The sequence below is a fragment of the Amphritea sp. genome, assembly GCF_048266285.1.
Lineage (GTDB): Bacteria > Pseudomonadota > Gammaproteobacteria > Pseudomonadales > Balneatricaceae > Amphritea.
Window position 1 is genome coordinate 144,783 of record NZ_JBLWZV010000005.1, and the last position, 19,291, is coordinate 164,073.

The 19,291-nt window shown below is 48.3% G+C and carries 14 protein-coding genes and 5 tRNA genes; 12 read left to right on the forward strand and 7 right to left on the reverse strand.

Annotated elements, in window-relative coordinates; all coding sequences use genetic code 11:
* Positions 1 to 1,269 (reverse strand): glutamyl-tRNA reductase, encoded by a 1,269-nt coding sequence (gene hemA / locus ACN0T0_RS08995; protein ID WP_417225250.1) that lies wholly within the window; start codon positions 1,267 to 1,269, stop codon positions 1 to 3.
* 193 nt (positions 1,270 to 1,462) lie between these two features.
* Between hemA and ACN0T0_RS09000 the strand changes: the two genes are divergently transcribed.
* The 12 genes from ACN0T0_RS09000 to ACN0T0_RS09055 all read left to right on the forward strand — a co-directional run bounded on the left by ACN0T0_RS09000 (position 1,463) and on the right by ACN0T0_RS09055 (position 10,670).
* The gene (locus ACN0T0_RS09000; protein ID WP_417225252.1) at positions 1,463 to 3,202 is read left to right on the forward strand and encodes a tetratricopeptide repeat protein; all 1,740 of its coding nucleotides are present in this window, start codon (positions 1,463 to 1,465) and stop codon (positions 3,200 to 3,202) included.
* Between the two features lie 3 nt (positions 3,203 to 3,205).
* Complete coding sequence (gene lolB, locus ACN0T0_RS09005) at positions 3,206 to 3,799, forward strand: lipoprotein insertase outer membrane protein LolB (protein ID WP_417225254.1); 594 nt, start codon at positions 3,206 to 3,208, stop codon at positions 3,797 to 3,799.
* Between the two features lie 96 nt (positions 3,800 to 3,895).
* Positions 3,896 to 3,970: transfer RNA gene (locus ACN0T0_RS09010), tRNA-Gln, on the forward strand.
* A gap of 153 nt (positions 3,971 to 4,123) precedes the next feature.
* Positions 4,124 to 5,065, forward strand: a complete 942-nt coding sequence (locus tag ACN0T0_RS09015) for a ribose-phosphate pyrophosphokinase (RefSeq protein ID WP_417225256.1) — start codon at positions 4,124 to 4,126, stop codon at positions 5,063 to 5,065.
* 129 nt (positions 5,066 to 5,194) lie between these two features.
* The gene (locus tag ACN0T0_RS09020; RefSeq protein WP_417225258.1) at positions 5,195 to 5,794 is read left to right on the forward strand and encodes a 50S ribosomal protein L25/general stress protein Ctc; all 600 of its coding nucleotides are present in this window, start codon (positions 5,195 to 5,197) and stop codon (positions 5,792 to 5,794) included.
* A 21-nt stretch (positions 5,795 to 5,815) separates the two neighbouring features.
* Positions 5,816 to 6,409: an aminoacyl-tRNA hydrolase gene (pth, locus tag ACN0T0_RS09025; RefSeq protein ID WP_417225260.1), complete on the forward strand. Its 594-nt coding sequence runs from the start codon at positions 5,816 to 5,818 to the stop codon at positions 6,407 to 6,409.
* A 16-nt stretch (positions 6,410 to 6,425) separates the two neighbouring features.
* A complete protein-coding gene (gene ychF / locus ACN0T0_RS09030) occupies positions 6,426 to 7,517 on the forward strand; it encodes a redox-regulated ATPase YchF (protein WP_417225262.1) in 1,092 nt (363 codons plus the stop codon).
* Positions 7,518 to 7,706: 189 nt separating this feature from the next.
* Positions 7,707 to 7,783, forward strand: a tRNA-Met gene (locus ACN0T0_RS09035).
* 8 nt (positions 7,784 to 7,791) lie between these two features.
* Positions 7,792 to 7,866, forward strand: a tRNA-Gln gene (locus ACN0T0_RS09040).
* A 112-nt stretch (positions 7,867 to 7,978) separates the two neighbouring features.
* Positions 7,979 to 8,055: transfer RNA gene (locus ACN0T0_RS09045), tRNA-Met, on the forward strand.
* 8 nt (positions 8,056 to 8,063) lie between these two features.
* Positions 8,064 to 8,138: transfer RNA gene (locus ACN0T0_RS09050), tRNA-Gln, on the forward strand.
* Positions 8,139 to 8,534: 396 nt separating this feature from the next.
* Positions 8,535 to 10,670: an EAL domain-containing protein gene (locus ACN0T0_RS09055; RefSeq protein ID WP_417225264.1), complete on the forward strand. Its 2,136-nt coding sequence runs from the start codon at positions 8,535 to 8,537 to the stop codon at positions 10,668 to 10,670.
* A 56-nt stretch (positions 10,671 to 10,726) separates the two neighbouring features.
* On the opposite strand, the gene serB is transcribed toward ACN0T0_RS09055, so the two are convergent.
* The 6 genes from serB to ACN0T0_RS09085 all read right to left on the reverse strand — a co-directional run bounded on the left by serB (position 10,727) and on the right by ACN0T0_RS09085 (position 19,253).
* On the reverse strand, positions 10,727 to 11,953 hold the full coding sequence (gene serB, locus ACN0T0_RS09060; RefSeq protein ID WP_417225266.1) for a phosphoserine phosphatase SerB: 1,227 nt from the start codon (positions 11,951 to 11,953) through the stop codon (positions 10,727 to 10,729).
* Positions 11,954 to 12,119: 166 nt separating this feature from the next.
* Complete coding sequence (locus ACN0T0_RS09065) at positions 12,120 to 12,866, reverse strand: efflux RND transporter periplasmic adaptor subunit (protein ID WP_417225268.1); 747 nt, start codon at positions 12,864 to 12,866, stop codon at positions 12,120 to 12,122.
* On the reverse strand, positions 12,863 to 14,857 hold the full coding sequence (locus ACN0T0_RS09070; protein ID WP_417225270.1) for a prepilin peptidase: 1,995 nt from the start codon (positions 14,855 to 14,857) through the stop codon (positions 12,863 to 12,865). The genes ACN0T0_RS09065 and ACN0T0_RS09070 overlap by 4 nt, the downstream gene beginning before the upstream one ends.
* On the reverse strand, positions 14,850 to 16,997 hold the full coding sequence (locus tag ACN0T0_RS09075) for a peptidase M50 (protein ID WP_417225272.1): 2,148 nt from the start codon (positions 16,995 to 16,997) through the stop codon (positions 14,850 to 14,852). The genes ACN0T0_RS09070 and ACN0T0_RS09075 overlap by 8 nt, the downstream gene beginning before the upstream one ends.
* 33 nt (positions 16,998 to 17,030) lie before the next feature.
* Positions 17,031 to 18,854, reverse strand: coding sequence for an HlyD family efflux transporter periplasmic adaptor subunit (locus tag ACN0T0_RS09080; RefSeq protein WP_417225274.1), 1,824 nt, complete (start codon positions 18,852 to 18,854; stop codon positions 17,031 to 17,033).
* Positions 18,855 to 18,947: 93 nt separating this feature from the next.
* A complete protein-coding gene (locus ACN0T0_RS09085) occupies positions 18,948 to 19,253 on the reverse strand; it encodes a DUF3467 domain-containing protein (RefSeq protein ID WP_417225275.1) in 306 nt (101 codons plus the stop codon).
* Positions 19,254 to 19,291 lie beyond the last annotated feature (38 nt).

The following is a 19,291-nucleotide window of genomic DNA, read 5'->3' on the forward strand; positions in this document are numbered from 1 at the left end:
TCAGTCTTCTTTCGCAGTAGGAGATAGCTGATATAAATCCTGGGCTATCTCAAGATAATCATCACGTCCCTCAGCACTGGCTTTACGCAACTGCACTGTCGGGCTATGAATTAATTTATTCGTTAAACCACGGGCTAGGTTGTTCAACACCGAGGCGGCATCCTTACCGTTACTCAATTGCCGCAGGGCTTTATCCAGTTCAACATCGCGCAACGCTTCAGCCTGCTGACGCAGGGACATCACCGTTTCAACCGCGCCTAACGAGCGCAGTTGACGGATAAACTCCATCGCCCCCACTTCAACCAGCGCTTCCGCTTCACGGGCCGCACTTTCGCGGCTACGTACATTTTCCTCGATCACCTCTTTGAGGTCATCAACGGTATAGAGATAAACATCATCGAGGTCGGCTACTTCATGCTCAATATCCCGTGGCACGGCAATATCGACCATAAATACCGGTCGGTGCTTACGTTTTTTCAACGCAGATTCTACTGCACCTTTACCTAGAATAGGCAATTGGCTCGCAGTGGAAGAGATAACAATGTCGGCATCTTCTAAGGCTTCGGGAATATCACCGAGCAATATAGCCTTAGCATCAAACTCCGCCGCGAGGGCTTCGGCACGTACCAATGTACGGTTAGCCACAGTCATCTGTTGCACACCAGCTTCGGACAGATGTCGGGCGACCAATTCGATGGTTTCACCCGCCCCAATCAATAACGCCTTACTCTGGCTCAAATCAGCAAAAATATGCTGCGCCAGACTCACCGAGGCATAGGCAACCGAGACCGGATTTTCACCAATCGCCGTATCGGTCCGCACCTTCTTCGCCACAGCAAAGGTTTGCTGAAACAATCGATCCAGTTCTGCACCCACAACACCCGCGCTCTGGGACACCGCATAACAGGATTTAAGCTGCCCGAGAATCTGCGGTTCGCCCAGCACCAAAGAATCCAGCCCGCTGGCGACCCGCATCATATGCTGCGCCGCTTCTTGCCCCCAATGGGCATAGCTACAAACCTGTAACTCATCAGGATCGAGGCTATGATAACTCCCCAGCCACTCTAGCAGTGCACGGGTTCCTTCAAGTTCTGTCGAGCAATAAAGCTCTGTCCGGTTACAGGTCGAGAGAATCGCCACCTCTTTCAGATGTGCGAGTTGACAGGCCTGTGCCAGCGCATCAGCCATCTGTTCCGGTGCAAACGCAACCTTCTCGCGGACCGATACCGATGCTGTCTTGTGATTAATGCCTAACGCGAGCAAAGCCATATAGGAAAATAACACCCAGGTTGAAAATAGCGCGTAATGATACACTTTATTCGCTCAAAGGTTAAAAAACCCAGCACGGATCAGATCAATTTTTTGCGAAATACAGCCATATATGACAACACCCCTGCGATTAATCTATAGTGGAGCCATCAATCTCTTTGCGACAGCTAATATCAGCAGAATGAAAGTACCCATGTCCCTACCCGTATCAGCCACCAACGTGGTAACACCCTTTACTGCCACACTAATGGCCATATTATTGAGTTTAAGCGGCTGTAGCAGTCAGCAAAGCCAACCCGTTGCACAACCGACGGCAGAACCGCTGCCGAACGTAGAATACCGTCCGGGTGAACTCAACCGAGAGACTCTTTACGATTTGATCGTGGCGGAAATTGCCGGGCAGCGTAAAGTGTTTGATCTGTCACTCGAGAACTACCTGCATCAAGCGCAGTTAACCGGCGACCCCGTGATCGCTGAACGCGCCACCTATATCGCCCAGTATTTACAACGCCCCGACGAACTGTTGCAAGCCGCCAGTCTGTGGCAAAAAGCCGATCCGCAAAACCCCGAACCCTACCAGATAGCTGCAAGCTTACTGCTCCACAAGGGCGATTTTGCGGCGGCCTTACCGCTGCTGCGTCAGGCTCTGAGTCAATCGGACAAACAAACGCTGATCGTTATTAGCGCCCAGGCCGATCAATTCAGCCTTGAAGAAACCAATGCCTATATAGAGCTATTGGAAGAGTATGCCCAGCAAGACGCTAGCGCGACCCTATTAACGACACTAGGTATTCTGTATACCCAGCAGGGCAACAACGTTAAGGCCCTGCAACGCTTTAACGCCGCTATCCTAGATGATCCGGATCATATGGAAGCGATTCTACAAAAAGCAGAACTGCTTCGGTCGCAAGGCGCTTTTCGCCAAGCGATTGCGGTACTCGAACCTCATCTGGAAGCGGAACAGCCTAATCAGCAACTCTTTACTCTTTATGTGCAACTGTTATTTCAATCAAAACAACCTAAAAAAGGTGTTCAGCAAGCCTTATTACTGGTTGAAACCTTTCCCGAAGAGCCGCAGTTAACCTTCTATGCGGCGCTCTTGCTACTGGAAAATGATCAGGTCGCTCAAAGCCGCAAGATTATGCAGGAGTTACTGCTACGCTACCCCGACAACACCACGCCACACTATTACCTTGGACTGATTGACCAACATGATGGCAATGTCGAATCCGCTATCAAGCATTTTCTCAATGTTAAAGACAACAATAATATTCTGCCCGCCTATAGACGTATTGCGGCACTGCTGGATCATTCAGAGAATCGCGATCGACTGCAAAGCATTTTGCAGGATGCCCGTAGCAACATGCCTGAAGCCGATATTCAGTTCTATGCGATCGAAGCCGAATGGCTCAACCTGCATGATTTCAAAGATGAAGCGTTAAGCATTCTCGATGAAGCGCTGCAGCAGCATCGCGACGATGCCAGCCTGCTGTACACCCGAGCAATGACCCTTGCGCCCCAAGATATCGACCTGATTGAGAAAGATCTGCGACAGGTCATAAAACTTGAACCCGACAACAGCATGGCACTCAATGCTCTGGGTTACACCCTATCGCTCTACACCGACCGTTTTGATGAAGCCTATGATCTAGTCGACGCTGCATTAACCTTATCCCCTGACGACCCGTCCATTCTCGATAGTATGGGCTGGATACTGCTTAAACAGGGTAAAGCAAAAGCTGCCGTGGATTTTCTACAACAAGCCTATCAACGCTTTCCCGATCCCGAAGTCAGTGCGCACCTGATTCAGGCCTACCATGCCGCCGGACAGCCACAACGAGCATTATCGCTATTGAAAAAAGAGCAGCTCAAGCACCCTGATAATGAATATTTACGCCAAGCGGCACTCACGATCAACGCCCCTCAGGACTAAATCATGCGCTTAGCAAGTTTTATCATCCTCGCGCTGCTGCTCTCTGGCTGTTCAGGTCTAACGCCGCAACAGCAGCAACCGATAACCGAACGCCCTTGGAGCGAGCATTACCAGGCGCTATTGGCTGCAGATAGCTGGCAGCTCAGCGGTAAGATTGGCATCCGCAGCCCCCAGGAAAGCCATAGCGCCAACCTCTTTTGGCAGCAGCTGCAACAGCATTACCTGATTGAACTAAGCGGCCCGCTAGGTCAAGGCGGCGCTCGTATCGAAGGTAATACGGATGGCATTAGCATCGATATCGCTGGCGAAGAGCCACTTTGGGCCGCCACACCGGAAGCATTAATGGAGCAGACTCTCGGCTGGCAGTTCCCAGTTCAAGACATACGCTATTGGGTGCGCGGCATCCCCGCCCCCGGTAGCTACTACGATCTTAGCCTTAAGCAACAACTGGCCCACAAACTGACCCAAAACGGCTGGGAAATCAGCTACTTACGATATAATTATCAAGATGAATTTGCCTTTCCTGAAAAATTAACGATTAGCCGAAACAACCTGCGATTGACCATAATCGCTAAAGAGTGGCAAAAACCACAGTAAAATTACTCCTTTTCGCAGCCATTCGTTTGACTTTAACGCACGCATCCGGGAAAATGTGCGCCTCATTTGCGGACCTGTTCCGTAAATTAGAATTACTGGGGTATCGCCAAGCGGTAAGGCAACGGGTTTTGATCTCGTCATGCGGAGGTTCGAATCCTCCTACCCCAGCCAATTTTAAGCTTGAGCTTATGGCTCGGCTTTGAAAGGACCCGGCCGGGAAGCGGCTCTGAGCCTTTATTTTGAGGTTTAAATAGAGTGCCAGCCCTGCCAAATAATATGAACAAATCTCAATTAAACGACTGCAGATCTGAGAAGGTAGACACCGTGTCTAAAATGATGGTCTTCACTGGCAATGCAAATCGCCAGCTGGCTGAAAGAGTTGTAGAACGCCTCGATATTCCAATGGGCGAAGCCACTGTAACGAAGTTCAGCGATGGTGAAATCAGCGTTGAGATTCATGCGAACGCGCGTGGTAAAGACGTATTTATAGTCCAATCCACCTGCGCGCCAACCAATGATAACCTGATGGAACTGATCGTCATGGCTGACGCTCTGCGTCGTGGCTCTGCCAGTCGGATTACCGCGGTTATCCCTTATTATGGCTATGCCCGTCAAGATCGTCGTCCACGATCTGCTCGTGTTGCCATCAGCGCTAAAGTGGTTGCCGATATGTTGGCCGGTGTCGGTATCGACCGGGTATTAACCGTCGATCTACACGCGGATCAGATCCAGGGCTTCTTCGATGTCCCTGTAGATAACGTTTACGGCTCACCTGTCCTGCTAGATGAAATTGCCCGTCAGTGCTATGACAATCCGATTGTTGTTTCCCCTGATGTAGGCGGTGTTGTTCGTGCTCGTGCAGTGGCAAAACAACTGGATTGCGATCTGGCGATTATCGATAAGCGTCGCGAGAAAGCCAACGAAGCCCAGGTGATGAACCTGATCGGTGACGTTAAAGGCCGCACCTGCATCTTGGTTGACGACATGTGTGATACCGCGGGCACCTTATGCAAAGCTGCCGCAGCACTGAAAGCCAATGGCGCCGACAAAGTTGTGGCTTATGCCACCCACGCGGTGCTATCGGGTGCAGCGATCAGCAACATCACCGGTTCTGATCTCGATGAACTGGTTGTAACCGACACCATTCCGCTGAGCGAAGCCGCGCAGAAATGCAGTCAAATCCGTCAGTTAACACTGGCGCCGATGTTGGCCGAAGCGGTACGTCGCGTCTGCAACGAAGAATCTATTAGCGCAATGTTCCGCTAAGCCCGCGAGCTTAGTGGTAGCTGATAAACATCCCATACGGGAAAACGCGCCCATTACGGGCTTACTGAAATAACTGCAAAGACCTGGTCGCAAGGTGTTTGCAGTTTTGTTTTTACTGAAGGTATCAAAATGACCGATTTTGTATTGAATGCACAGCCTCGTACTGACGAAGGGAAAGGTGCGAGCCGCCGCCTACGTCATGCTGGTTTTGTTCCTGCTGTTGTTTACGGCGGAGACAAACGTAAAAAGCCTGTGTCTATCTCTCTGGAAAACCGCGTACTGGTTAAACAGCTTGAAGATCAAAGCTTCTTCTCTTCTATCCTGACTCTGAACCTGGAAGGCAAAGAAGAAAAAGTTATCGTTAAAGATCTGCAACGTCACCCAGCGAAAGACTCTGTAATGCACATTGACTTTCAACGTGTTACTAAATCTGCGCCAATCGAGATTGTTGTACCACTGAGCTTTGTTAACTTTCACCTGTCTCCAGCAGGTAAAGCGTCAGGTAAATACACTGTTCAACAGAACACTGCTAAAGTTCGCTGCTTAGCGGAAAAACTACCAGAAGTTCTGGAAGTTGACCTGTCTGGTGTTGATATGGATCAGGTTATTCACCTGTCTAATATCTCTCTGCCAGAAGGCGTTGAGATCGTACAACTGCGTCGCGGTGCTGACCGTGACCAAAGTATTGCTCAGGCTTACGCACCACGCGCAGCTAAAGCAGGCGCTTAATAGCTGACCACAGGCTTCGGTATGCAAGACCAGATACAACTGATCGTAGGCTTGGGTAACCCAGGCCAAAAATATGAGCAGACCCGTCACAACGCCGGAGCCGACTTCGTCGGGCAGCTTGCTGCCCGACATCTTATCCAACTCAAGCCAGAAACCAAGTTTCACGGCCTGTATGGAAAGATCAGCCTGAATGGCAAAGCCGTTCACCTACTGATCCCAACCACCTTTATGAATCTCAGTGGCCAGGCTGTTGCCTCGCTGGCTAACTTTTACAAGATTCCTGCTGAAAATATTCTTGTCGCTCACGATGAACTAGATCTTCCTCCCGGCGTTGCTCGTTTTAAATTGGGCGGTGGTCACGGTGGACACAACGGTTTACGCGACATTATCAGCAAACTAGGCAACAACAAGAATTTTTATCGTTTGCGCATCGGCATCGGACATCCGGGCAGCGCAAGCGAGGTTGTCGGTTTTGTCCTCAAAAAAGCACCGTCCTCTGAATTTAGTCTGACGGAAGCCGCTGGCGATGAAGCCTTACGCGTGCTGGAACAAGCCGCTGGTGGCGACTGGCACAAAGCGATGACCACTTTACACTCCTTTAAGCCGAACAACTGACGACAGGATCACAGCCATGGGTTTCAAATGCGGCATCGTAGGCTTGCCAAACGTAGGTAAATCTACTCTGTTTAACGCCCTGACCAAAGCAGGTATTGGTGCAGAGAACTTTCCTTTCTGTACGATTGAGCCAAACGCAGGCGTTGTACCTATGCCAGATCCCCGTCTGGATGCACTCGAAGCTATTGTTAAGCCAGAGCGCGTATTACCCACCACGATGGAATTCGTTGATATTGCCGGTCTCGTTGCTGGTGCCTCAAAGGGCGAAGGTCTGGGTAACAAGTTCCTCGCTAACATCCGCGAGACTGATGCAATTGCGCATGTTGTTCGCTGCTTTGAAGATGAAAACGTTATTCACGTTGCCAATAAGATCGATCCTATTGATGATATCGATATTATTAACACTGAATTAGCGTTGGCCGACCTTGAGTCGGTTGAAAAACAGCTGAATAAAGTGATGCGTGTAGCCAAAAGCGGCGACAAAGATGCACTGAAATCAAAAGTCATCTTGGAAAAAGTACTCGCCCAACTGGAACAGGGAAAACCTGTTCGCGCACTCGAGCTAAATGATGAAGAGCATGCAGAGATCCATCAGTTCCACCTGCTGACCATCAAACCGACGATGTATATTGCCAACGTGGCGGAAGACGGTTTCGAGAATAACCCACACCTAGACAAAGTAATCGCCTTAGCAGAAGAAGAAGGCGCGGCCGTCGTTGTTATCTGCAATAAGATGGAAGCGGAAATTTCTGAACTAGAAGATGAAGAGAAGCTCGAATTCTTGCAAGAGATGGGCATGGAAGAACCCGGTCTCGACCGGGTGATCCGAGCAGGCTACTCACTGCTAGGACTACACACCTACTTCACCGCCGGTGTTAAAGAAGTACGTGCCTGGACGGTTAAGCAAGGCGCTACCGCACCTGAAGGCGCCGGTGTTATCCATACCGACTTCCAGAAAGGCTTTATCCGCGCTGAAGTGATCGCCTATGAAGACTTTATTCAATATAAAGGTGAAGCGGGCGCCAAGGATGCTGGTAAATGGCGTCTTGAAGGTAAAGAATACATTCTTAAAGATGGTGACGTGGTGCATTTCCGGTTTAACGTTTAAATCCGAAAACGGCCGAATTTACAGCATTATCTAAAGTAAATTACCGTACAAAAAATAGCCATTCTGGAGTCATTCAGCATGGCTATTTTTTTGCCCCGCATAAGCGCGAGAAATTAACGGTTTTTTCCCTCTAATCAGTTGACATGATTACCAAAAAAGAGAATAATTCGCGGCCTTGATAAGTGCTAAGGCAATATAGCTCAGCTGGTTAGAGCATCGCATTCATAATGCGAGGGTCGCAGGTTCGAGTCCCGCTATTGCCACCATTTTTTGCTGGGGTATCGCCAAGCGGTAAGGCAACGGGTTTTGATCTCGTCATGCGGAGGTTCGAATCCTCCTACCCCAGCCATCTTCTTACGACTATTTAATAGTATTAAGAAAGATTGGTGAACATCAGGTGTAAGCCTGTTAATTATCGATCATATTTGTATAACGGTTATTAAACCCACTGTTATATAGATGGCAATATAGCTCAGCTGGTTAGAGCATCGCATTCATAATGCGAGGGTCGCAGGTTCGAGTCCCGCTATTGCCACCATTTTTTGCTGGGGTATCGCCAAGCGGTAAGGCAACGGGTTTTGATCTCGTCATGCGGAGGTTCGAATCCTCCTACCCCAGCCATTTCTTTTCTGTCTCATTGCTTTTCCTTTTAACTAAATCCTCAATAAATCTAACGTCTCAGCATTTAAGCCATACATGGCTTGCCGCTTGAAAAAACAGCTCAGTTTTAGCACACCAATCGAACCACAGTGTTACAAAACACTGACTCATTAAATCATCACCTGCTCAGTTAAAAAGCCTTTTCCTAGCGACGAACTAGACACGCTGTTTATAAACGTTTGAAACACAAACAACGCCTCTTAACCCTCTGCAATATTTGAGCAACGCCACTCTAAAAATCCCCATGACCTAATACCCAGCCCATAGCGGCAGTTTTTTACAACATTGCCCACTGACAGAGTGACTCAAAGCAGATACACTCGACCTACAAAGGGAGTTTTACAGTAGAAGAATACAATGAGTGGACAAGCAACAACGAGCGCTCCGAGTGGTCTATACAAAAGGATTATTTCAGAGAAGCGCCAACGATTACGCAAAAATGTACACATTCTATTTCTCAGCCTCACGGCCGAGGAAGTAGATCCTATTATCACGCTGTTACGCGGCGCGAGGCTGGCCCCTAGAGGTCAGCAGGTACACTCCGCTGAAGAGTTCAACACCGCGCTTAGCGAGCGCTCTTGGGATCTAATTCTAAGTCCGCAGATCGAGGGGACGTTTGGCGCCAAAGATGCGGCTCAAATTCTGCAACGACTGAATAAAGATATCCCCATCATTCAGTTAGTACCTGAAAGTAATAGCCAAGCACTTCTACAGGGTCTAAAAGCCCGGATGGCTGCGGTCATATCTTTAGATGAACAGGAACTGCTATTAATTCAGGTCCGTCGCCAATTAGAACAACTCGAAACGCGACGACGCTTACGTATCATCGAAGCAGAATTAGCGCAAACTGAAAAGCAGTGTCAGCACTTAGCCAGCCTTGCCAGTCTACCGATCATTTATCTCACGACCGACTTCATACCGATGTACAGCAATCCAGCCTTTGCCGATCTATTTGGACTGGATGACACTAACGGCTTACAACAGGAAACGCTGGATAAATTTACGGTTTTAAAAGATCGTGACCGCCTAAAAACCGCGTTACAGGACGCCCTCGATAACAACAATCATATTATCAAAACGGAACTCAAAGCCCGCCGTATCGATGGCACCAACTTCCAAGCGGCTTTTACGATTCAACATGCGCACTATCTAAATCAGGACTGCCTGCAAGTCATGATTAGTCCGGATAGTGAAAACATAGAAACCTCATTTGAGAACCTCGATCCGACAACCCGCCTGTATGATGGTAATTACATCGTCAACGCACTTGAACAAGCGGCTCACCGGGCGCTAATCGGCGGCTCAGATTGCAGCTTTCTCTATATCCGCTTTGATAACTACAGCGCACTGCAATCCGAGCTAGGCGTCACCGGTAGCGATATTGTGTTATCCGACGTCGCCGATCTCATGCGACAAAAAATCAATAAAACCCATATCTGCGCCCGTCTAGAAGAAGATGTGTTTGCTATTTTATTTCACGACCCTAGCCCCGATAAGGCGATGAAACTAGCTGACCTACTGTGTCGCTCGATTGCGCAGCTTAAAATTGAAGTCACCGGCACTACAGTACAAACAACCTGTAGCATCGGTGTCTGCACGATCAATGATAACGCCCCTCACTATGTCGAACTCATCAATCGAGCTCGCCTAGCCGCCGATGAGGCCCGTAACGATGGCCAACGGGGCAATGGGATCAAACTGTTTGAAACACCGGCTGATGAACAGGATGATATCGACGACGACTCCATCAAAATGATCCACGATGCGCTCGCTAACGATAAGTTCCGCATTCTGTTTCAACCGATTGTTGCGCTGGCCAGCGCCAATGGCTGGGGGAACTACGAAGTGTTCTTACGGCTGCAGGAAAATAAAGGTGAAGAAGGCTTATCACCTAATATCTTCCTCTCCACGATGGATCACGACGATACCAGTATTCAGCTCGATCGTTGGGTTATCGAGCACACCTTTATGCAGGTTGCAGAACAACTGAAAAAATCCCAGCGCAGCCGAGTATTTATCAACCTGACCGCTAGCTTCTATCAAGACCAAGAAGAACTCAGTTGGATCGCAGACAAACTCAAGGAGTATCGTATTCCCGCTGAGTTGATCGTTTTTCAAGCCAGCGAATCCGATTTAAGCACCAGCCAAGAACAAGCGGAACAATTTAGATTTGGGCTTAAGAAACTAGGCTGTAAGTTTTGTATCAAACATTTCGGCATTTCTGAAAATCGCGAGTTATTGCGAATTAAACTCAAGCCCGATCTAGTTAAGCTGGATGGTTCCTACATTCAGGACCTCAGTAGCTCAGCAGAATCGGATAAAGCCTTTGCCAAACTGATCAAAAATCTTAAGCACGCAGATATCGGTAATATCGCCCCGCTGGTTGAAGACACCCGTCTGATGGGCAAGCTGTGGAAGTTAGGTGTAGATTATATTCAGGGGTACTATCTACAACCACCCTCTGAAGAGATGAACTACGACTTCTTTGAATAGCAAAAAACCGCCAATTGGCGGTTTTTCACTTAATGCGTTCTTAACACACGGATGTGTTATAACCGATCCCGATCTCGAAAACCGATAAGATAAAGAATCCCATCGAGCCCCAAGGTAGAAATCGCCTGCTTAGCACTCTGACGCACCAAGGGTTTAGCCCTAAACGCGATCCCGAGACCCGCGATGGAGAGCATTGGCAGATCATTAGCACCATCACCCACGGCAATGGTCTGCTCTAAACGAATACCCTCTTTTTCAGCAATCTTACGTAGCAGTTCCGCTTTACGTTTACCGTCAACCACCGTACCAGTAACATTACCGGTAACCTTGCCATCAACGATTTCTAACTCATTTGCATAGACGTAGTCGAAACCCATCTTTTGTTGCAGATAATTGGCAAAGTAATTAAAGCCACCGGATAAGATCGCGGTTTTGAAGCCCAGCGCCTTCAACTTAGACACCAGTTCTTCTACCCCTTCAGTCAAGGGTAGGTTATGGGCAATACGCTCCAATACCAACTCATCTAGCCCTTTCAGCAGCGCCATACGCCGCTTAAAGCTCTCGGTGAAGTCGATCTCGCCACGCATCGCGGCCTCGGTAATCTCAGCCACCTGCTCACCAACACCCGCCTCTTTAGCCAGCTCATCGATCACTTCGGCTTCAATCAGAGTGGAGTCCATATCAAACACGACTAAGCGGCGGTTCCGCCGATAAATATCATCCTTCTGGAAGGCGATATCGACATCTAAATCGCTAGCAATCCGCAGAAACTCTTCGCGTAATTGCGCAGAATCGGCTGGTGCGCCCCGCACCGAAAATTCGACACAGGCCCGAGTCTTTTCACCGGTTTGTCCCTTCGAGACTTCATCAATAGACAAGCGGCCTGATAGACGACTGATATTATCGATATTTAAACCATGGTCAGCGGCAGTCTGAGTGACCTTGCCGATATGCTCTGCGGTGATTTTGCGGGCTAACAGGGTAATGATGTGCCGCGACTTACCCTGCTCATTCACCCAGCTTTGATATTCACTTTCAGTCACCGGCTCAAAACGGATATTCATATCCAGCTCATGGGCCTTAAACAACACATCCCGCAATAAGCTGGATGCTTCCGCCTTTTCAGGCACCCCAATAAGAATGCCCAATGACAGGGTGTTATGAATGACAGCCTGACCGATATCAAGAATATTAATATCAAACTGGGTCAAAATACGGGTGATAGACGATGTGACGCCCGGCTTATCTTGGCCGGAGATGTTAAGCAGGATGATCTCTTTCATGACCTATTCGCAATACGTGCTGAAGATGGGCAGATTATACCACCGCTATAATTTAATACTGTTAAAGATCGAAGCGGATACGGTATTTGATCCCGCTGTTTTAAGCATGTTCTCAGGCACTCAAAGTGCACTTCTCTCGACTGAAGCGAACACGCCTCAGGTTTCACTAGGGTTTGCTCACCAACTGAGCGGTACAGCGAAGACCCGCCGGAATTTTACCCTCAGGATTACGCATCACTAACTGCACCCGAAAAGTACCACTAGCGGAATCAATTAAAGGATCCACAATAATCACGGTAGCAGGGCTTGCATCGATCATCGCTGAGTCAGGTTTAATCAGCAACTCTTGCTTAAGCGAAACATGGCCAAAGTAATTAGCAGGCAATAGTAGGTCGACATGCAGTGGATCTAAGGTTGCGAGAGACAAAATAGGATCGGTGTTAACAAACTCACCGGCATTGTTGAAGCGGTTAACAACCACCCCTTTAATTGGGCTTGAAACCCTACGCAATGCAAGCTCCTGTTGTTTTAAACGAAGCTCAGACTGGGCGATCAACAATTCGGTCTCAATTTCATCCCGTTCACTGGCCGTTAAAATATCGTCATCATAGAGGTCTTGGTTACGTCGCTCTTTTCTTTTGGCAAACTCAGCCCTAACTTTAGCCAACTGGACCCCTACCTGTTCAACACCGGCTTTAAGCTGAAATAGCGACTGTCCCTTTTTAACGCTATCACCACGCTTCACCATCACCTTATCCAGCACCCCCATCACCGGTGAGCTTATATCCACCTTTTCACTTGGCTCTAACATGCAGCCCAAGGTTGATAGCGTTAATTCTTCAGCCTGGAGACTTTGGCTTTGAGTAAAGATAAAACCTAAGGCAGCCATAAACATCAGATGTTGTTTTTTCATTTTTTGTCTCCCGTAAACGCCAACGTTCGCTGACGTTGAGTATCCACTTTGATGAGTTGTATACGCTGCTTGTAATGGCTTCGTGAGAGTTTGTTCTGGCAACTTAACTGGATGCGATAACCCAACCGGTGAGGCAGCATAACACCGGTCGTGCTGATCAGTGTTATAAGCTTTTTCATTAACGGTCCCGCCATCCTTTTAACCAGCTGGTCTTCAAACGATAAGATTTCACTAACCACCCCGGGGTCGCCCTGACGTGCACTTCGACCGGCTAGCTGTCTATCTATCCTAGCAGCATCCTGCAGCTCGGTAATGACTACATGTAAACCACCGGCGGCACGGGTTTCATCCGTTAGCTTAATATCTGTTCCGCGTCCGGCCATACTGGTAGCAACCATGACCGCACCGGGGTGACCGGCGACAGAGACAATATCGGCTTCCTCTTGATCCTGTCGTGCGTTCAATATCTTATGCTCAATCGACGCAGCCGTCAGCACATCGCTGATGGCTTCCGACGAAGCCACCGAGTTGGTACCAATTAAGACCGCTTGCCCCTGAGCCACAAGTTCACGGGTTACCTCAGCAACCCGCTGCCACTTCGCCTGCTCAGTGATATACACCTCACAATAGCCTTTTTTTCTCTGACTTTTTTTCAGCAAGGGGATTGTCTCACTGCGCAACCGATAGACATCTAATAACTCACCCGCAACCTCACGAACAGTACCGGTCATGCCACATAAATGATGGTATTTTCTAAAAAAATTCTGATAACTTATTTCCGCGTTTGTTTCTCGCGGTTTCGTCAGCTCACAACCCTCTTTCATTTCTATCATTTGCTGCAGGCCCTGCCCCCAACTTCGTCCGGGCATCACACGGCCGGTATACAGATCAACAATTTGGATGGCACCCTCATCATCAATAATATAATCCCTATCGAGGTGATAAACATACAACGCGGCTAAAGCTTGCTTCACCAAGGGTTCACGATAAAAACTACTATTCCACAAGCCATCCAGCGGCTCGCAACAGGTCACTAATAGTGCTTGTCCTGCGGAAGTCAGATGGATCTGGGCGTTCTCGTCCTGCTTAAAATCGACCTCTTTTTTATACTTACCTGCGATATCCATCGCGGTCTTCAGCAGGCGCTCTTCCCGTTGACCAAATTTTTCTTGTCCTGAGATAATTAATGGAGTTCTCGCTTCATCAATAAAAACACTATCGGCTTCATCGACAATGGCAAAATGTAACCCTCGTAGCAATAAGTTATCCGCCCAGGACGAATCCCCGGTCAGTAACGATGCTTGCTGAATCCGCGTGGTTTTTCTGTGGGCTAATACCAAGCTGTCCTTTAAAAAATCAAAGGTGAGCTCTTTATTACTGCAATAACAGATATCGCAGGCATAAATCTCTCGCCGCTCATGTAACTCGCGTTCATGGATAATAATGCCAACGGTTAACCCCAATGCCTCATATAACGGCTGCATCTCTTCACCGTCTCGTTCCGCTAGATAGTCATTAATCGTCACCACATGCACCGGAATGCCCGCCAGAGCCGCCGTTGCCGCAGCTAAAGTGGCTGCTAAAGTTTTCCCCTCACCGGTCGACATTTCAGCGATCCCACCGCGCAACATCGCCAATGAGGTTCTAATCTGCGTATGATGATGACGCATACCGAGCACTCGACCACTGATCTCTCTTATAACGGAAAACGCTTCGATAATCGTTGCGGTACTGATGCCTTCCAAACGCAATGTCTGGCGAATACTAACCAACGCCAATTCAAGCTCTTGTGCTTCGTAATGTTCGAGTACCGCCGAACGCTTAAAAATGGCTGTCACAATCCGTTCATTACGGCGCAAAAGCTTGCCACTTATTTTTTTTGCCTGCTCTTTCGATTTCTTCAGAAAAGTATCGAGGCGATTACTATCTTGCCATTGATATTCATTGCGCAAGCCCGCGATAACCGGCTGTTTACTCGCATATTCAGACATCGAAGTACTCCAAGAAAGTACGACGGACCAACCGATAGAGCCGATAAATGACAGCTTCGGAGGGATGCTCAAACTTCAGATGAATGCGCTCTTCAACAAACACATTGGGAAAACGTTCAAATTCTAGTGCAACGATAAAGTATCGTCTCAATGACTGAGGAGTCCCCGTGGTAGAAGAGGAAGGGTCCATAATGATGCTACCACCCGCTGTTTCAGTCAGTATTCCGCTAACAGGCTCTTTGGTCACCGCCGGGAAAACAGACCAGCTTTTCGGCGTTAATTGGCTATCAAGATCGGATGTTTGCAGGGCTGAAATTGCCATCGATTTATCACGCACTAATTCAATATCCGCTTCCGGCACCATCCCAAGAATAGACACATTGTTATTGCTGATAACATGGCCGATCAGGTCTCCTCGTTTTAAAAACATCCCCGGTAGATCGGCAGGGTTTCTCAGCGACCAAATACCGTCGGCCTGAGCATAGAGGTTTAACGACGCTAACCGCGCTTCGCTTTCTTTCTGCTCGAGGCTTAAGCGCGCTAATTGGTCATCATATATTTTTAACTGTACAGGGTTGTTCCAAACCCCCTGACGTTCGGCGCTTGCCTCTAGGAACTGCTGCTGCAGCACGAGCTGTTCAGTATGCAATTGAGGATTGATACAGCTAACCAGTAAATCACCCTGGTGAACGATTGCACCGGACGGTTGATGCAATTGCTCAACAAAACAGTTCTCTTTCGCCAACACTCGACGTTGCTCATCCATCTGCACCACACCCTCAATACTGGTCGTCAAGGGTAGCGGCATGACACATAAAAGCAGCGCAACAATGCCCGCCGTCACGGGAATCATCACCGTAGGGCTGCGCCGTCCCGTACGAATATCGGAGTCTTGCCAGGCTTTTTTAAGCAGTTTGAAATTTGGCAGAATTAAAGTGCCAATCAACGCCCAAATCGCGAGCACAATACCAACAAAGAAATATTGCTGCGCCACAAATAGCACAATGGTGACCATCAAAAACATACGATAGATGTAGGAGGCAAAACCGTAAAAGAACAACCACAGTGCTTCGCGCCGGTCGTAGGCAGGTGAGGCCAAGCCGCCAACACCAAACATAAAGCGCTTGGTTAGCCATCCCCAATATTGATTCGAGCGTTGACCAAGATTAGGTATCTCAATCAAATCAGCCAGTATGTAATAACCATCGAACCTAAGCAGAGGGTTGCCGTTCACCATCACGGTGGATAATCCAGCGATAAAGATAATATTGTACGCGATAGATTTAACCATGCCGGGCTCAGCATTCACCCAGATAAACATCGCCACCGCAGCAATAAACAGCTCGACGATAATACCGGCAGACCCCACTAGAATGCGTTGTTTCTTGTCCGCAAAGGCATTGGTTGACGAGGCATCCACATAAGGCATGGGTAGCAGCACCAATAGCATCACGCCTAGTTCGTGGACTTCACCGCCCCCTCGTTTGACACAATAGCCGTGTCCCAGCTCATGGATGAGTTTTATCACGGGGTAGATAAACCATAAAAGCACTAGGTTATCCGCGGCTAACACTCTGTCAGTAACGTTCGCGGTTAACTCCTCCCAATGCTGGCCGACCATGAACAGCATACCGACAATCATCAGACACCAGACACATAGTGCCGTCATGGAGAAGAGAGGTCTTATATATTGTTGGGTGGCAACTAAGAAGCGTTCAGGATCCACTAATGGGATTTTAATTGACAGCGGTGACTTCAGTTTGGACATCCAGCGGGTTCTTTCTGCTTCTTTACCGCGCTCAAATAATTCACCGATATCGCCACTCGTGTCCATGCCAATAAGATTGGCTTGATACAGGCTTGCCAGTAATTGCAGCATCTCTTCATGCGTCGGCATCTCCTCACCAAGACGCTGGGATGATAGTTCCCATAACCGGTCGATAGTACGCTCACCGTTCATTAGACCGACGATGAGATAAGACTGGGGAGAAAGACGTCTTACCTGTCCCGTGACATGATCTTCAAGAACATACCAACGCCGTCCTCTATAACGGTGAGCATTCACCGTCACATGATGTCGTAGCCGGGGTTTCAATTCGGCAATTTGATACCAATCGCTGGAAAACAAATTAGCACTCATGCTACTTCCCTATCTGACCGTAACAGCACGGTACTATCCCCAGAAACGCCACCATTGAAGTTTCATCCAATCAATCATGCTGCGCGTCCAGATACTGATCAACAGACGTTCATCGACATATATCTGCGCCACCCCTTCAAGGCCAACACGTAACATCTCATCTTTGTTTTCAAAATCCGCTTCAACACGATACACAGTGGAACCTTCAAGCACTTCGGCCATAGGGTTGATACGTGTTACGGTAAAAGAAAACTTCTGGTCGGGTAGCGCCGCCAGCACCAACTGACCGGTTTGCCCTTGGCGGATATCATTAATCCTAAACTCATCCACATACATTGCTAACCTGAAGTTACGCCGAGGGGATAGTTCAAATAACACATCGCCTTGCCTAACCAGCGTGCCAATTCGCTGACTCAAATCACCCGACACAATTAATGCATCAAACGGTGCTTTCATGACCGCCTGCGATATCCGATACTCAAGCAGCTCAATTTCAGCCTGTGCCCGCTGACCCTGAGCATTATTGATCTGCACCTGGGTGCGTTCATTCCTCGCTAAAGCTTCTTCATACTTACGCCGCGATGTAGCCTCCTGGTTTACCCAACTCATCAACTGCAAACGTAATTCACGGGTATCCAGCTCGGCTAACAACGCCCCTTTTGTCAGCGTATCGCCCGCCCTAAACGTCGCGTTCTGTAAGTAGCCATCATAGGGTACAACGATCGAACGGATCTCCGCGCCCTCAATAACAGCATCAGCACTGATATTGTAGCGGCCGGGCATCAAGCTAAAAAAGAGGGATAAGAAGAGCAAACAAAACAGGGTGATTTTGCGGCCAAGATGACCCGGGCCAAGCAACAAACTCAATTGATTTTTAAAACTACGATAAACATAGGCATACAAGGGCAAACAAGACTGACGCTTTTCTTCGAGCACCACGCCGACAAAGTTCGTCAGTGCCTCAGCAGTGAGTTGCTCTTCTTGGCTAAACGGCCGATCTAACGGACGATCAAAAAGAACAGCACCATAACAGACTTCTTTATCGACTAAGGGAATCGTCATCAGGGCGCGCTGCCCTTTCTCACCGGCTAAAATACTATGTGCGTGCGTGACACGATTATGCTCATCCAAGGCCGGCCATAAGATCGATTCTTGTTGATCGACGGCTTCTTGCATAGCCTGAGTGGTTAACTTAACCAGCTCATGTTTCTTGCTATGGCCACTACTATTTGACTCAGAATGGACTTCTAACTCAGCATTTTTAACAAACCCGAGCACCACCCGCTCAGCATCTAACGACTGCCCCATCAAATTAACAAAGCGCAGCGCGGCATGGTCAAAATCGCGTTCACCCAGCACATGAGCAATACTGTCGATGACGATATGTTGCCGCTGATTATCCCGCGCAACCACATTTAACAAGTGACGGGATAACCGTAATTCAAGCCAGCCAGCGCAATATTCGATAACGGCTAATGCTTTGTGTAATTCATCTTCATCTGCGGCACTCAGTAGTACCGTGACGACGGCTCGTAACCGGCCATCAACAAACACGGGGTAACTACCAATATGATGTTTACCATCATCTAAGGGCATGATTAGCGGCTGTTTTTTCTTCAGTGTCTCATCAGCAGCATCAAGCAATAATTTATCCTGGGTGCCCACCTCTGGCCAGACGGCTAGCGAATGGAACTGTCCGTTTTGTGCTTCATCGGCGACAATTAATGCGACCCGAATCTGGGGTAGTTGGCTGCTCAACCACTCAAGCCAGGTAAAATGCCAATTATCATGCTGGGTATCTAGCAACCCATTCAGTTGCTGAATAGAGTCCGGCAACGAAGCTGTTATCTCACCCATAAATAAATTCTTTTTTTATTTTTCTAAATATAAAAATGCCCCGGCATGCCAAAACATACCGAAGCGTTTATAAACTCACTCACTCGCGACTCATTAATTTTTGTTTACGCCGACATCATCAAGCTTGCCAAAACGCTTTTCATACTCTTCCACGACACCATTCAACAACAGCGATAAACGCTTCGCCGCAAAAGGACTAACGATCATCCTATCCGTTAATTCGATACCGACTTCTTTCTGACCCGCTCGCCATGCTTGATTAGTACCAAATAACAGTGTCACTTCCTCGCGGGTGCTGGAAACATTACATACATTGGCGTAAGTACTACGCATCTTACTGTCGTCCCAACGAATTGTCGGTCCGCTGGTCTTCTTATTTTCTACCGTATCGCCAGACATCTCACTTCCTCAATGTTTTCGTTTAAATAACGTCATGT